The following is a 13,763-nucleotide window of genomic DNA, read 5'->3' on the forward strand; positions in this document are numbered from 1 at the left end:
CTCGTCGTGACACAGTTACCGCTCGCGAGCGCGATATATCGGGAGAATTCACGAAGGCGTGGTTACGGCGGGTGGCGTGGTTATGACGGGCGGCGAGCTGCTACTGGTACTGTGACTCTCTGCGGGCCTGATACATCAGCTCCCACACCGCGTCCTCGATCGACTCGGGGTTCTCTTCCTCGAGTTTCTTGTACAGGGACTCGGAGACGGTGACTTCGGGCATCACGTACTCGTATACCAGCGTTCCTAATAAAAGTACCCTAATACGAAACTGAGTTAATTTCCGCTCGAGCGCGGAGCGGCCGGCTATCGGGCGGAAGCGATGATTCTGCGCGGAGTCGCCGTCGCGCCGGCGAGAACGCGGCAAGCGCTGCCACGTGACGAACCGAAACTGGCAGGATTTAAGCAACGGCGGGACACCCGTTTGAATTGCTATGAAATTGCACGAGTACCAGGCGAAGCAGGTCTTCGCCGACGCCGGGATTCCGACGCCGGAGTCGCAACTCGCCTCCGACGTCGACGGCGTACTGACCGCGGCCCGGGAGATCGGTTATCCCGTCGCGGTCAAGGCGCAGGTACAGGTCGGCGGCCGGGGGAAAGCTGGCGGAATCGAACTCGTCGACGACGACGACGAAGCCCGCGAGGCGGCCGAGTCGATCATCGGGATGGATCTCAAGGGCTACCGCGTCGACCAGGTTCTCGTCGAGGGGGCCGTCGACTTCGTCGACGAACTCTACGTCGGGATCACGATGGACCGCGGCGAGGGCAAACCCGTCGCGATGGTCTCGACCAAGGGTGGCGTCAACATCGAGGAAGTCGCCGAGGAGGACCCCGACGCCATCGCGCGCGAGCACATCGATCCCTCCTTCGGGATGCACCCCTACCAGGCGCGCAAGGCCGTCTACGACGCAGGTGTCGACGGTGCCGTCGCGCGCGACGTCTCGAACGTCCTCATGACCCTCTACGATCTCTGGGAGAACCGCGACGGCTCCGACGCCGAGATCAACCCGCTGATGGTCACGGGCGACGACGAGGTCATTGCGGCCGACGCCGTGATGAACATCGACGAGGACGCGCTGTTCCGCCAGCCCGAACTCGCCGAGATGGAGGCCGAAGCGGCCGGCAGTGGCGACGAACTCGAGCAAAAGGCCGACGAGTACGGCTTCGACTACGTCCGCCTCGAGGGCAACACGGGTATCATCGGCAACGGCGCGGGCCTCGTGATGACCACGCTCGACCTCGTCGACCACTACGGCGGCGAACCCGCCAACTTCCTCGACGTCGGTGGCGGCGCGAAGGCCGAACGCATCGCGAACGCGCTCGATATGGTCTTCTCGGACGACAACGTCGACAGCGTCGTCTTCAACATCTTCGGCGGGATCACGCGCGGCGACGAGGTCGCCCGCGGGATCAACGAGGCGCTCGAGCAGTTCGACGAGATCCCGAAGCCGGTCGTCGTCCGACTGGCCGGGACCAACTGGGAGGAAGGCATGGAGATTCTGAACGAGGACCTCGTGACGGTCGAACAGACCCTCGAGGACGCGGTCCAGCGTGCTGTCGAGTACGCTGAGGAGGTGAACGACCAATGAGCGTACTAGTCGACGACGACACGCGCGTCGTGGTACAGGGCATCACCGGCGGGGAAGGGAAGTTCCACGCCGAGCAGATGATGGAGTACGGCACCAACATCGTGGCCGGCGCGGTCCCCGGCAAGGGCGGCCAGGAAGTCGAGGGTGTCCCCGTCTACGACACGGTTCACGAAGCCGTCGACGAAGAGAACGCCGACACGTCCGTGATCTTCGTCCCGCCGGCGTTCGCCGGCGACGCCGTCTTCGAGGCGCTCGACACCGACCTCGATCTCGCAGTCGCGATCACGGAGGGCATTCCGACCCAGGACATGGCCCGGGTCAACAAGCGCCTCTCCGAGACCGACACGCGACTCATCGGTCCGAACTGTCCCGGCCTCATCACGCCCGGCGAGGCCAAACTCGGCATCCTTCCCGGCAACATCTTCGCCGAGGGGAACGTCGGTCTGGTCTCCCGCTCCGGGACGCTGACCTACCAGGTCGTCGACAGCCTGACCAACCGCGGCATCGGCCAGACCACCGCGATCGGCATCGGCGGCGACCCGATTATCGGGACGGACTTCGTCGACGCCCTCGAACTGTTCGAGAACGACGACGATACCGACGCGATCGTCATGTGCGGCGAGATCGGCGGCGAGGACGAGGAGGAAGCCGCTGCGTTCATCGACGAAAACGTCGACACGCCCGTCGCCGGCTTCATCGCCGGCCGCACGGCCCCGCCAGGAAAGCGGATGGGCCACGCGGGTGCGATCGTCTCCGGTTCCGGAACCGGCACCGCGGAGAGCAAGATCAGCGCGCTCAACGACGCCGGCGTCCCCGTCGGCGACACCCCCGAAGAAGTCGCCGACCATATCGAAGAGTTCCTCGGGTAACGACGCCGTCACCCTCACGCGGGCGAGGGTCGTCGGATCGACGTTAGACATCCCCGAGTTTCGTTTTATTCGAGATCGACCAGAAGCGACGCGAAAGCGGCCAGCGGTCGATCGACGGTTCGATCGAAACCGTACTGGAGCACCCGATCGGGTGTACGGCCGTTCGAGCGAGAGCCAAGAGCGGCGGACGAGCAGTTTCCGGGCGGGAAATCATACGTCAGCGCGTCGTCGACGAGAGACAACCATGCCGGTTACCCTCGAGTGCGACGCCTGTGGCCACCGCCACACGATTCCGGAGCGGCCGGACGATCCGGACGGCGGGGGCACGGTCTGTCCGGAGTGTGGCGCCAAGCCGTACACGGTTCGCCGGGACGGGCTCACCTGGCACTCCGAATCGTAGCTCGCGGATCGGTACCCTCTATAGTAGCCGCTGAAAGTCAGTGCACACCCGATCGCACGACGGGAGCGCGGGTCGGAGCGAGCGAAGCAAGCGAGAACCGCGGACAGTGCGATCGGCGTGGAAACCGTTCCAGTTGGTACTATAGAAGCCGTACTTCCGGGTAGGTGCCGGACAAGCGTCGGTACCGCGGTCGTCCGTCTCGGTCATGTCCGCGTCACCCACTCCGGAAAGACCGTTACGAGAGACCGAGTTTCGACCGTAGCCAGCCCAGAATCCCGGTCGATCGCTCCTCGTCAACGTCCTCCGTGGTCGCGAGTTCGGACTCGGTGGGGACGACGAGCGAGTTCTCTCTCGAGGCCGCCTCAGACTCGACGGAAGCGAGATCGAGGGGGCCGGACCCGACGGAACCGGACTCGCTCGAGGCCGCGTCGTCGCGCTCGGCGGCGGGGTCCGCCTGTTCGGTGTTGTCACGTGAGACCGCCGCCTCGGTCTCGGCCCGTTCGCGGGAGCTGCGGGCCGCCGGCTCGTCAGCGCCGGTCGTCACCTCGAGTGTCTCGCCCATCGTTTCCGACTCCTCGCTGGCCGGCCCGTCTCCGGCGAGCGACGCATCGGCTGACGGTTCCAGCGGCGCGTCGCCGGTGTCGACCCAGCGGAACTCCTCGCCTTCGGTCCGGTCCGGAAGCAAGAGCGCCTCGAGCGCGTCCTCGTCGACGAGCAGCGCCGCGTCGAGTGCCGTCTCGTCCGTCGGCGGCTCCGACTCGTCCGCGCTCGCGATGATTTCGGTCGGTCGATCGTCGGCGAGAACCGCGTCGGCGTCGGCCGCACTATCGGTTTTGAGTCGATCGAAGACGGCCGTCGCCGTCTCGTCGTCGCATTTGTTGCCGCTCGCCTCCCAGGATGGATCGCGGCCGACCGGCCGCTCGTCGAGCGGTTCCTCGGCGACCGGCCCGAACAGTTCGTCGAGACTGGAGCCGACCTCGAGTCCACCGTCGCCCGCGGTGTCGTCCGTGGCACTGTCGGTCATGGTTCGTTCTTCGTCGATAGATTATCACACCCCTTTAACTTTTGGAATGTTTGATTATGCTCTGCAGTGACAAAAGTTTCGTATGAGTCTGACGGCCGTCTTCCATTCCGCTGATCGTCGCGTGTGACGATCGGTCACTTTTCCGTATTGAGGGCGTAAATTGTCAGATTGCGATTCCGAGCTGGTGAGCAGGCCGGGACTCTCGAGGGATGCCTCGGTCCCCTCCGCGGCGCGCTCATCTCCCGCGCTGTCGGCGTTAGCGGGCGTCTAGTAGAGTCTACTGCCGAAACGGTTCTCGAGAACGAGACCGTCAACGTAGCCGTCGACGAGTCACAGCCGACGAAACTCTCCCCAATCGTTATATACTCGTCAACTACCTCTTCGAATGTGGTTTACGAGACAGGCAATCCGACGATCGACGACGCACTCGAGCGAGTGCTGGCCGGCGAGCGACTCGACCGCACCGACGGCCTCGCGCTGATCGCACAGCCGGTCGAACCGCTCGCGGCGGCTGGAGCGGCCCTACGTGATCGCTTCGGTGACGGGACGGTCGACGCGTGTTCGATCGTCAACGCGAAGGCGGGCAACTGCGCCGAGGACTGCGGCTTCTGTGCCCAATCGGTCCACTTCGACACCGGCATTGACACCTACGGCTTCCTCGGCCCCGAGAAGATCCTCGAGGCGGCCAAACGCGCCGAACGCGACGGTGCCCAGCGCTTCGGCATCGTCGTCGCGGAGAAGGGCGTCTCGAAAGCGAACCGCCCCGAGGAGTGGGCGGAGGTCCTCGAGTCCATCCGCCTCGTCAGAGACGAGTGCGACCTCGAGGTCGACGCCTCGCTGGGCATCCTGACCGAGGAGGAGGCCGTGATCCTCGCCGACGAGGGGATCAACCACTACAATCATAACATCGAGACCTCGCCGCGATACTTTCCCGAAATCGTTAACACGCACAGTTTCGAGGATCGGGTGAAAACGCTCGAGGTCGCCAAGGAGGCCGGCATGGACCTCTGTGCCGGCGTCATCCTCGGGATGGGCGAGACGCCGACCGATCGCGTCGACGCCGCGATCGCACTGCAGGAGATCGGCATCTCCTCGCTGCCGGTGAACGTCCTCAACCCGGTCGAGGGGACGCCACTCGCTGAACGGGACGTCGAGATCAGCACCGAAGAAATCGTCAAGACGGTCGCGGTGTACAAACTGCTCCACCCCGAGTCGCGAGTGCGCCTCACCGGCGGCCGCGAGGTCAACCTCGAGCCCGAGGAGCAGCACCTGCCGCTCGAGGCGGGCGCCGACGGCCTGCTGACGGGAGATTACCTCACGACGGAGGGCCAGTCACCCGGCGAGGACATCGAGATCATCGAACGCGCTGGCCTCGAGCCGAATCGGGACGTGAACGACTTCGATCCCGACGAGGTCAAAGCCCGTTCCAGCGCGGACGGATCGAACGAGACGGCGACCGACTCGAGCGCGAGTACAGGTCCCGAACCGAGCGACGACTGACGACCAGCGATCGAGACGACGACAACACAGCTACACATGAACGAAACGACGTTTGCGGTACTCGGCACCGGTGGTATCGGACGACGAGCGCTCGAAGTGAGCCAGCACAAGGACGCCTTGACGCCAGTCGCGGCGTGTGACCGTCACGGCACCGCGATCAACTTCGACGGACTGGACGTCGACGAACTGCTGGCGGCGACGGAGGGGAATATCGACAGCGAGCCGCGAGACAACGAAGTCTCGACGGACGGGGGAACGACGGCCGTCGAAGGCGGCGTCAAACAGCACGGCGAGGACCGGGGCGTCGTCGCCTCCGAGCAGGCACGTCCCAGCGAGGACCCCATCCGGGACGTCATCGACCGCGGCGAACAGATCGACGCCGTGCTGCTCGCGCTGCCGAACTACGAACACGACTTCATCCCGCGCGTGGCCGATCGGTTCCTCGAGGGCGGCTACTCGGGCGTGCTGATCGACGTCCTCAAGCGCTCGCGCGTGATCGACATGCTCGACGAGCGCGGCGAGGCGTTCGAGGAGCAGGGGATCACGTTCGTCTGCGGCGCCGGTGCGACGCCCGGCTTCCTCACCGGCGCCGCCGCGCTGGCGGCCCAGTCGTTCGTCGAGGTCACGGACGTCGACATCTGGTGGGGCGTCGGCCTCAAGTCGGGCTACGAGGACAACCGCGGCACCGTCCGCGAAGACCTCGCCCACCTCCCCGAGTACGATATCGAGGCCGCGCGCGACCTCTCCGACGAGGAAATCGAGGAGATCATCGACGATCAGAACGGCGTCATCGAGTTCGAGGACATGGAACACGCCGACGACGTCCTGCTCGAGCGCGCCGGGGTCTGCGACGCCGAAGACGTGACCGTCGGCGGGGTTCTCGACGTTCGCAGTGACGAGAAGCCGACGACCACGACCGTCTCGGTGACGGGAACGACCTTCGACGGCGAGACGGCGACGAACACGTTCCGACTCGACGACGCGACGAGCATGGAAGCCAACGTCAACGGTCCGGCGCTAGGATACCTGAAAACCGGCGTTCGTCGCAACCGCGCGGGCGAGTACGGGGTCTTCGGACCTGCCGAACTGATGCCGGGCTTCTGAGTCCGCCGTCTCGTCGGCACCCACCCGGTTCCTCGCGGGGAACCGTTCCCGACGACGATGCACGCGGCTCGGACCGCGAGCTCGACGACAGAACCATCGGTCCGTTTCCGCCATCGCCGAACAGGGTAACATCTAGGAACGTCGGTGAAGAAATGTGCCGTTGACGACCAGCCAAATACCAGTATATGACACAGAAACCGCCGTCATCGGGCGCTCCGCATCTGGGAGATCGGAACCGTGACAGTGAAATCACACCGCTGTCACCGTTCACTCGAATGGAAGACCGCGGGTTCGATCTCGAGGGGCGACTCGACGCCCGTTCGAGGAACGACCTGAAACGATCGCTCGCACCCGTCGATCGGGTCGCAGAGCGTGGGTACTTCGCGGCGCCATCGGGCGGTGACCTGCCGGTACTCGGCGCAGAGGAGTCGCTCGTATTCGGATCGAACAACTACCTCGGATTCACCGACGACCAGCGCGTCCAGGACGCAGCGCGGCAGGCCGCCGCTACCGTTGGAACGGGCGCGGGCGCGAGTCGACTCGTTACGGGCGATACGCTCGTTCACCAGGACCTCGAGCGTGTGCTCGCCGAAACGAAGCGGACGGACCGCGCGCTCGCGTTCTCCTCCGGCTACGCCGTCAACGTCGGGACGATCGCGGCGATGGAGCCGGACGTCGTCTTCTCGGACGAACTGAACCACGCGAGCATCATCGACGGCTGCCGCCTCTCGAACGCGGAGACGGTCGTCTACGATCACTGTGACGCGGCGAGCCTGCGGGAGAAGCTGGCGGCTCGAGCCGATCGAGACGGCGCTGCCGAGGAGTCGTGGCTGATCGTCACGGACTCCGTGTTCAGCATGGACGGAACCGTCGCTCCCCTGAACGCGATCTGTGACGCCGCAGAGGCGTTCGGCGCCTGGGTGATGGTCGACGAAGCCCACGCGACCGGCCTCTACGCGGACGGCGGCGGAGTCGTACAGGCCGAGGGCCTCGAGGACCGGATTCAGATCCAGATGGGAACGCTCTCGAAGGCGCTGGCGAGCCAGGGCGGCTACGTCGCGGGAAGCGACACCCTGATCGAGTATCTGGTCAACGACGCGCGTTCGTTCGTCTTCTCGACCGGTCTCACGCCGCCGGCCGCCGCGGCCGCCAGCGAGTCACTTCACCTCGCCCGGCACAGCGACGCTCGCGAGCGCCTCTGGGAGAACGTCGCTCACCTCCGGGACGGCCTCGAGTCGATGGGGTTCGAGGTGCTCGGGGACTCCCAGATCCTCCCCGTTCTCGTCGGCGACCGTCGCGACGCGCTCGCCCTCGCCGCCGGCATCCGGGATCGGGACGTGGTCGCACCGGCGATCCGTCCGCCGACCGTTCCCGAGGGAACCTGCCGGCTTCGCGTCACGCCGATGGCGACGCACGATCAGGCGGACATCATCGCCTGCCTCGAGGCGTTCCGGACGGTCGGCGAGGAGGTCGGATTGCTGTGAGCGACGCACCGCCGATTGCCGTCGTCGGTACCGGGACCGGCGTCGGGAAGACCGTCGTCACCGCCGGTCTCACGTCGTGGTTTCGCGAGACCGGTCTCGACGCGCGAGCGATCAAACCCGCCCAGACCGGCTTCCCGCCGGACGACGACGCGGGATTCGTCGCCGAGGCCTGCGAGGACCCTGCGGCGGCGACGTGTCTCAGATATCTCGAGCCACCGCTCGCGCCTCGGGTTGCGGCCGAGCGGATGGACGAACGGCTCGAGTACGATGTCTTCCTCGAGGAGTGTCGACGCGAACTCGAACGCGCGCCCGTCTCGATCGTCGAGGGTATCGGCGGCCTGCGAGTCCCGCTGGCGGGCGAACACGAGGTGCTCGATCTGGTCGCCGACCTCTCGGCGGTCGCGGTCGTCGTCACGCGCTCCGGACTCGGAACGCTGAACCACACCGCGCTTACGGTCGACGCGCTCGAACGTCGCGGCATCGACGTTCACGGAATCGTCTGCAACGAGTACCAGGGGGCGTCGGTCGCCGAGCGAACGAACCCGCCGGAACTCGAGCGAATGACGGGACATCAGGTCGAGACGGTCCCGTCCCTCTCGAGCGACGATCCACGGGAACTCGCCGCGGGCGTTCGTAATGCACTATCGTCCTTCTGTAGTCGACTCGGAGAATACTAGTTTCTCGGTCAGGCCGGCGGGGCCGGCGACTCGTCCTCGAATGCGGGTTCGCCGTCGGCCGCTGGGTTACCCGTCTCCGCCGAATCCTCGACGAGATACGCGACGATCTCCGACTTCCGGTGGCTCACCTCGAGGTGTACGCGGAGGTCCGTGCGTTCCTCGTACGTCTCCGAACAGAGAGGGCAGTCGTGTGTACTCATGGTTGTTGGTCACCAACGAGTGTCGTCATCACACACCGACGTAGTAGTGTCGGTCAGTCTAGTTGTAGACAGGTCTCGACACGGTAACACGCAGTTCCGATACCTGTCAGCGCCGACGAACGGCGGTTCGTCTCAAAGGAAATCGGAGAGGCCCGACTGGTCGTCGTCCGCTTCCTCCACCGTCGACGCGGATTCCGCCGCCGCGTCGTCCGCCTCGGGGTCCGTGCTCGAGGCCTCGAGGGGTTGCTGGCCGCTATCCGCGGCCGTCTCGGTCTCGTCGTCGCTCGAGTCGTCGTCGCTGCCGCCGTCATCGCCGCCGTTGCTATCGCCGTTGCCGGACTCGCCCCCGAAGAAGGCGCTTCCGGAGTGTTCGACCGCTTCCTCCTCCCGGCGTTCCTCGGCGTCCTCGACGATCGACTGGATCTTGTTGGTGTCCTTTCCGCTGCCGGTGACGAACGACACCTCCGCCTCGTCGAGTTCGTAGATTGCGGCCATGCGCACGGTGAGATCGCGGTTCTTGCAGTGGTAAGTCATCGCCGAGAGGAACGGCAGGATCTCCCGGCGGGCCGTCGCGACGCTCGTCCCGTCGCGCTCGGCGATGCGCTCGGCGATGGCGTCGCGCGTGTTCCGCGTCCCCTTGGTGCGACCGAGCTTCGACCAGTAACTCGGCGGTCCGTAGCGGGTCCAGCCGCCCTTCGATCCCCGTCGCGAGGCGGCGACGCCGGCGGTCATGTTGTCCGTCGCGTACCGCCAGTAGGAGTAGTCCTGCGTGGCGCGAACCCGACCGAGCCAGCGGTCGGCGTTCGAGAGGAACTCGTAGGCGTCGGCCAGTTCCTCGCCCTCGTAATCCTTCGGGACGTTGTCCTCGATCCAGTTGAGCAGGTCGTCGGGCGTCTCGTCGACGTCGTAAGAGGATCGAAGAGCGCCCTCGGCGTCCTCCTCCTTGATGAGCGCGTCGAGGAAGTCGAAGATCCCCTCCGTCGTGTCGCGCTCGCTCGTGACGACGTCGTCGACGGTCAGCCGTTCCGCCTCCTCGGCGACCGCCTGGAGGTCGTTGACCGCCGACCGGAGGTCGCCGCTCGTGTTCTCGGCGATCTTCTCGAGGGCTTCCTCCTCGAACTCGACGCCCTCGCGACGGCAGATGTCCCGGAGCACGGGGACGATCGAGCGCTTCGAGACGTCGCGGAACTCGATCGTCTCGCAGGCGCTGCGCAGCGACTGGCTCATATCGTAGAACTCGTTCGCGACCAGGACGATCGGCTGATTCGCATCTTTGACGACGCGGGTAACCTCTCGCGAGCCGCCGTAGTCCGCGTTGCCGTGGAAGTTGTCCGCCTCGTCGAGGATGACCAGTCGTCGACCGGCGCCGCCCGCGGTGAGCGTGCCGCTCTTCGAAGCCTCGCCTGCGATGCGTTCGATCACGTCGGCCCCACGGCTGTCGCTCGCGTTGAGTTCCATCACGGGCCAGCCCATGTCGTTCGCCAGCGCGTGCGTCGCGGAGGTCTTTCCGACTCCGGGACTGCCGTGGACGATCACCGAGTCACGGTGGTCCTCCCAGGTTTCGGCCCACTCCTTCAACTTGTCGCGGGCCTTGTTGTTTCCGCGCACCTCCGACAGCGTGGTCGGGCGGTACGTCTCGGTCCAGTCGCTCATTGACGAATCGTTGGGGTGAGTCGCGTTTAGTGGTTGCGGAGCGTCACTCCTCGGTAACCGTTTTCGGCTCGGGATTCCGTCTCGGATGGAAAACGACCAAAATGAAGGACTGGAAAAACGTACCCGGAACACGAAAACGAGGCTGTGCGAGAGATAACGAGACCAAAATGAGTGATGGACAGAACACTACCGCGGCAGCCGGACCATCGGATCAGCAGTTGCGGTATGCTGCCGGAGCCGTCGCACTCCTCGTCGCGGGCCTTCACCTATTTCATCCACAGTACGGCCTCGAGCGACTGGTAATTCTGCTCTCGACGGACCCGTCGCTGCTCGTCGCCCACCCGCGTCCGGTCGCGTTCGTCCTCTCGGCAGTCGCGATCGTCGTCGGCATCTACCTGGTGCTGTTCGGTGTGCTGGTACGACCGATCTACCTCGTCGGAATGGTCCTCATGGTGACGTACGTCGCCGGCTACTTCGCGTGGCACTTCACCGGACACGGCGGATTCTTGCCCGGACGCATACCGCAGTACCACGGGCTGGGACCGTACGAAACCGTCGTCGCTCACCTCAGGGGTGATCCCTGGGCGCGGGCGGCGATCGTTCTCGAGAGCGTGTTACTCGTCCTCCTCGCGGTTCTCTATCGCCGGGTGTCGTAAACGGTACCGCGATCGGCGGTCTACTGCGATCGTATTCGACGGATGAACGACCGAACGGACGCGATGGTCAACGGCGCGCTGATGGTGACCGGCGCGGCGGCGGTCGTCGATACCATCGTCTTTCACTGGGTGCTCGAGTGACACCGGTCGATCGAGAGTGCACCCGCCCCCGAACTCCTCCCCCTCGAGGGCGGCGTGGTCCTCGTCGACGGGATCCTGTTCGCGATCGGCGCGGTGCGCGAACGGCGAGCGAGAAGCCGCTAAGGACGTGGTGAACCGCCTCGGGGTCGAGCCCCGAGGCACTCGCCCTGCTCAACCTATAGAACACCGCTCGCATCTCTCGTCGTGCCGGCGGAGCCGCTAACTGACTCGAGCTCGAACCGAACCCATGAACGTCGCGATCGTCACCGTCGGCGACGAACTGCTCGCCGGCACGACGACCAACACCAACGCCTCGTGGCTGGCCGAGCGGCTCACCGAGCGCGGAACGACCGTCGAGCGCATTCTAACGATCCCCGACCATCACGACCTCATCGCTGAGTACGTCGCCCGCTGGAGCGACGAGTTCGACGCTGTGATCGTCACCGGCGGTCTCGGCGGGACGCCCGACGACGTGACCCTCGAGGCGGTCGCCGACGGCCTCGAGCGCGACCTCGTCGTTCACGAGCGGATCCGCGACCGTCTGGTCGGCAAAGCGCGCGCGTTTCGCGAGGAGAACCCCGACCTCGTCGCGGAGTACGACCTCCAGATCGATCTCGACGCGGCCGCCTCGATCCCCGAGGGAGCGACCCCGATCGTCGTCGACGAGGCGTGGGCGCCGGGCTGTACCGTCGAAAACGTTCACGTCTTCGCCGGCATCCCCGAGGAGATGCGGGCGATGTTCCGCGAGGTGGCCGAGGAGTTCGCGGGTGAATCGACGACGCGGACGCTGTACACGCCCGCACCGGAGGGCGCGCTCACCGACGTCCTCGAGGGCGTGACCGACGAGTTCGACGTCGCCGTCGGGAGCTACCCGCGGAGCGAGGACCGACCGGGTCGAATCCGCCTCGTCGGTGCGGACGCGGAGACGCTCGACGCCGCGGCGGCCTGGATCGACGCGCGGATTACGACGGTCGAGTCGCCGGCGAGCGAGCCGTCCGACTGAGCGCAGTTCTGGCAGGAGTTCGAACGGAGTTCGGACCGGGCGTTCGCCACGGACGGTTTCCTCGAAGGATCGCCTCTCGAGCCGACGCGCTTTCTACCAGCGGGAACCGCGACTCCGGTAGCTACTTGGGCCGACCACACAACCGTCGCACATGGGCGGTCGTGGACCGAAGCGGGAACTCGCAGAGAAGATCGCGGGAGAGATCACGCTGAGTGACGACCCCGGGGCGACGTTACGCAAGTGGCGGACGGACTTCGACGTCTCCCAGACCGACCTGGCGAACGAACTGGACGTCTCCTCCTCGGTGATCTCCGACTACGAGAGCGGACGGCGGGAGAGCCCCGGGATCGGCGTCGTCGGCCGACTCGTAGAGGGCCTCCTCTCCATCGACGAGCGCCGCGGCGGCGACCGGATCCGCCAGTACGGTCGCGTCCTCTCGGCCGGCTTCGAGAGCGACGTCGTCTACGACCTGCGGGAGTACGCGACGTCGATGCCGCTGGTCAAACTCTACGACGATATCGATGCAACCGAGGTCACGACCGGAACCACGGATCGAATCAGCGGACACACGGTGATCGACAGCATCGGCGCCATCACCCGGCTCTCGAGCGAGGAGTTCTTTCGGCTGTACGGACAGAGCACGAACCGCGCTCTGGTCTTTACCGGCGTCACGCGCGGTGAGGCGGTCGCGGTCGCGCTGCGGGTCGTCAATCCGACGCCGAACGCCGTCATCCTCCACGGCATCGAGGAAGAAGACCTCTGGGAGCACGCCGCCGACCTGGCGCGGATCGACGGCTACTCGCTCGCCGTCACGACCGCGCCGCTCGAGGACATGCTCGACCACCTCGTCACGATCGAGTGACGAAGCGCACTCCCGAATACGTATGACGGACGATAGCACGCGTCGGAAGGATCGCTGGACGCTCGCGCTGACGCTCGTTTTCACCGCGTCGCTCGCCGTCGTCTACGCCGTCGACGAGCCGGCGCTCTGGCTGTTCTGGGCCGTCCTCACGGTCGTCGTTACGGGAACGTCGATGGCACTGCTCAATCGGGAGACGCCGCAGGAATCCTGAGCGCGCTCAGGCGATCTGGTCTTCGTACTCGTCGGCCGAGAGCAGGTTCTCGAGTTCGGTTTCGTCGGCGCCCTCGATCTCGAGCATCCAGCCCTCGCCGAACGGGTCGTCGTTGACGAGCTCGGGCGCGTCGAACAGTTCTTCGTTGATCGCGACGACCTCGCCGCCGACCGGCGCGTAGAGGTCGGATACCGCCTTTATCGATTCGATGACGCCGAACTCCTCTTCCTGGGCGACCGACTCGCCCTCGTCGGGGAGTTCGACGAAGACGACGTCGCCGAGTTCGTCCTGCGCGAAGTCGGAGATGCCGACGCGGATGACCCCGTCGGTCTCGAGTGCCCATTCGTGCGATTCCAGATACCGTCGATCGTCGGGTGTATCGAAGCTCAT

Annotated in this window: 16 protein-coding genes; 11 read left to right on the forward strand and 5 right to left on the reverse strand. The window is 65.7% G+C overall.

From position 1 onward, the window contains the following. Positions 1-100: 100 nt before the first annotated feature. A complete protein-coding gene (locus NED97_RS23115; protein WP_015322074.1) occupies positions 101-223 on the reverse strand; it encodes a hypothetical protein in 123 nt (40 codons plus the stop codon). A gap of 211 nt (positions 224-434) precedes the next feature. On the opposite strand from NED97_RS23115, the gene sucC reads away from it, so the two are divergent. The 3 genes from sucC (at position 435) to NED97_RS11070 (ending at position 2,858) form a co-directional block, all read left to right on the forward strand. Continuing rightward, positions 435-1,589, forward strand: coding sequence for an ADP-forming succinate--CoA ligase subunit beta (gene sucC / locus NED97_RS11060; protein ID WP_252487101.1), 1,155 nt, complete (start codon positions 435-437; stop codon positions 1,587-1,589). Then, complete coding sequence (gene sucD, locus NED97_RS11065; protein WP_252487102.1) at positions 1,586-2,458, forward strand: succinate--CoA ligase subunit alpha; 873 nt, start codon at positions 1,586-1,588, stop codon at positions 2,456-2,458. The genes sucC and sucD overlap by 4 nt, the downstream gene beginning before the upstream one ends. A gap of 244 nt (positions 2,459-2,702) precedes the next feature. Next, a complete protein-coding gene (locus NED97_RS11070) occupies positions 2,703-2,858 on the forward strand; it encodes an FmdB family zinc ribbon protein (RefSeq protein WP_252487103.1) in 156 nt (51 codons plus the stop codon). 235 nt (positions 2,859-3,093) lie between these two features. Here the strand turns inward: NED97_RS11070 and NED97_RS11075 are convergent, their stop codons facing one another. Further along, positions 3,094-3,882, reverse strand: coding sequence for a hypothetical protein (locus tag NED97_RS11075; protein WP_252487104.1), 789 nt, complete (start codon positions 3,880-3,882; stop codon positions 3,094-3,096). Positions 3,883-4,269: 387 nt separating this feature from the next. Here NED97_RS11075 and bioB point away from each other — a divergent pair, with 387 nt between their 5' ends. The 4 genes from bioB to bioD all read left to right on the forward strand — a co-directional run bounded on the left by bioB (position 4,270) and on the right by bioD (position 8,647). Beyond that, complete coding sequence (gene bioB, locus NED97_RS11080) at positions 4,270-5,382, forward strand: biotin synthase BioB (protein ID WP_252487105.1); 1,113 nt, start codon at positions 4,270-4,272, stop codon at positions 5,380-5,382. Between the two features lie 36 nt (positions 5,383-5,418). Beyond that, positions 5,419-6,486: a saccharopine dehydrogenase family protein gene (locus NED97_RS11085; protein ID WP_252487106.1), complete on the forward strand. Its 1,068-nt coding sequence runs from the start codon at positions 5,419-5,421 to the stop codon at positions 6,484-6,486. 275 nt (positions 6,487-6,761) lie between these two features. Further along, positions 6,762-7,970, forward strand: coding sequence for an aminotransferase class I/II-fold pyridoxal phosphate-dependent enzyme (locus NED97_RS11090; RefSeq protein WP_252487107.1), 1,209 nt, complete (start codon positions 6,762-6,764; stop codon positions 7,968-7,970). Then, a complete protein-coding gene (gene bioD / locus NED97_RS11095) occupies positions 7,967-8,647 on the forward strand; it encodes a dethiobiotin synthase (protein WP_252487108.1) in 681 nt (226 codons plus the stop codon). The genes NED97_RS11090 and bioD overlap by 4 nt, the downstream gene beginning before the upstream one ends. 8 nt (positions 8,648-8,655) lie before the next feature. Here the strand turns inward: bioD and NED97_RS11100 are convergent, their stop codons facing one another. Together NED97_RS11100 and NED97_RS11105 are read right to left on the reverse strand one after the other, a co-directional pair. Further along, positions 8,656-8,847, reverse strand: coding sequence for a hypothetical protein (locus NED97_RS11100; RefSeq protein ID WP_252487109.1), 192 nt, complete (start codon positions 8,845-8,847; stop codon positions 8,656-8,658). Positions 8,848-8,979: 132 nt separating this feature from the next. Continuing rightward, positions 8,980-10,500, reverse strand: a complete 1,521-nt coding sequence (locus NED97_RS11105; protein WP_252487110.1) for a replication factor C large subunit — start codon at positions 10,498-10,500, stop codon at positions 8,980-8,982. A 167-nt stretch (positions 10,501-10,667) separates the two neighbouring features. Here NED97_RS11105 and NED97_RS11110 point away from each other — a divergent pair, with 167 nt between their 5' ends. The 4 genes from NED97_RS11110 to NED97_RS11125 all read left to right on the forward strand — a co-directional run bounded on the left by NED97_RS11110 (position 10,668) and on the right by NED97_RS11125 (position 13,373). Next, complete coding sequence (locus tag NED97_RS11110; RefSeq protein WP_252487111.1) at positions 10,668-11,156, forward strand: hypothetical protein; 489 nt, start codon at positions 10,668-10,670, stop codon at positions 11,154-11,156. Positions 11,157-11,544: 388 nt separating this feature from the next. Next, complete coding sequence (locus NED97_RS11115; RefSeq protein WP_252487112.1) at positions 11,545-12,300, forward strand: competence/damage-inducible protein A; 756 nt, start codon at positions 11,545-11,547, stop codon at positions 12,298-12,300. A 151-nt stretch (positions 12,301-12,451) separates the two neighbouring features. Continuing rightward, entirely contained in the window at positions 12,452-13,162 is a 711-nt protein-coding gene (locus NED97_RS11120) for a helix-turn-helix domain-containing protein (RefSeq protein ID WP_252487113.1), read from the forward strand. Between the two features lie 22 nt (positions 13,163-13,184). Then, entirely contained in the window at positions 13,185-13,373 is a 189-nt protein-coding gene (locus tag NED97_RS11125; RefSeq protein ID WP_252487114.1) for a hypothetical protein, read from the forward strand. A 6-nt stretch (positions 13,374-13,379) separates the two neighbouring features. On the opposite strand, the gene gcvH is transcribed toward NED97_RS11125, so the two are convergent. Next, the gene (gene gcvH / locus NED97_RS11130; protein ID WP_252487115.1) at positions 13,380-13,763 is read right to left on the reverse strand and encodes a glycine cleavage system protein GcvH; all 384 of its coding nucleotides are present in this window, start codon (positions 13,761-13,763) and stop codon (positions 13,380-13,382) included.

Origin of the sequence: Natronococcus sp. CG52, from assembly GCF_023913515.1 — an archaeon.
GTDB classification, from domain to species: domain Archaea; phylum Halobacteriota; class Halobacteria; order Halobacteriales; family Natrialbaceae; genus Natronococcus; species Natronococcus zhouii.

Excerpts from the sequence above, each read along its gene's own strand:
- NED97_RS23115 (WP_015322074.1), bottom strand. The coding sequence starts at position 223 with ATGCCCGAAGTCACCGTCTCCGAGTCCCTGTACAAGAAACTCGAGGAA.
- sucC (WP_252487101.1), top strand. The coding sequence starts at position 435 with ATGAAATTGCACGAGTACCAGGCGAAGCAGGTCTTCGCCGACGCCGGG.
- sucD (WP_252487102.1), top strand. The coding sequence starts at position 1,586 with ATGAGCGTACTAGTCGACGACGACACGCGCGTCGTGGTACAGGGCATC.
- NED97_RS11070 (WP_252487103.1), top strand. The coding sequence starts at position 2,703 with ATGCCGGTTACCCTCGAGTGCGACGCCTGTGGCCACCGCCACACGATT.
- NED97_RS11075 (WP_252487104.1), bottom strand. The coding sequence starts at position 3,882 with ATGACCGACAGTGCCACGGACGACACCGCGGGCGACGGTGGACTCGAG.
- NED97_RS11085 (WP_252487106.1), top strand. The coding sequence starts at position 5,419 with ATGAACGAAACGACGTTTGCGGTACTCGGCACCGGTGGTATCGGACGA.
- NED97_RS11090 (WP_252487107.1), top strand. The coding sequence starts at position 6,762 with ATGGAAGACCGCGGGTTCGATCTCGAGGGGCGACTCGACGCCCGTTCG.
- NED97_RS11100 (WP_252487109.1), bottom strand. The coding sequence starts at position 8,847 with ATGAGTACACACGACTGCCCTCTCTGTTCGGAGACGTACGAGGAACGC.
- NED97_RS11105 (WP_252487110.1), bottom strand. The coding sequence starts at position 10,500 with ATGAGCGACTGGACCGAGACGTACCGCCCGACCACGCTGTCGGAGGTG.
- NED97_RS11110 (WP_252487111.1), top strand. The coding sequence starts at position 10,668 with ATGAGTGATGGACAGAACACTACCGCGGCAGCCGGACCATCGGATCAG.
- NED97_RS11115 (WP_252487112.1), top strand. The coding sequence starts at position 11,545 with ATGAACGTCGCGATCGTCACCGTCGGCGACGAACTGCTCGCCGGCACG.
- NED97_RS11120 (WP_252487113.1), top strand. The coding sequence starts at position 12,452 with ATGGGCGGTCGTGGACCGAAGCGGGAACTCGCAGAGAAGATCGCGGGA.
- NED97_RS11125 (WP_252487114.1), top strand. The coding sequence starts at position 13,185 with ATGACGGACGATAGCACGCGTCGGAAGGATCGCTGGACGCTCGCGCTG.
- gcvH (WP_252487115.1), bottom strand. The coding sequence starts at position 13,763 with ATGAGCTTCGATACACCCGACGATCGACGGTATCTGGAATCGCACGAA.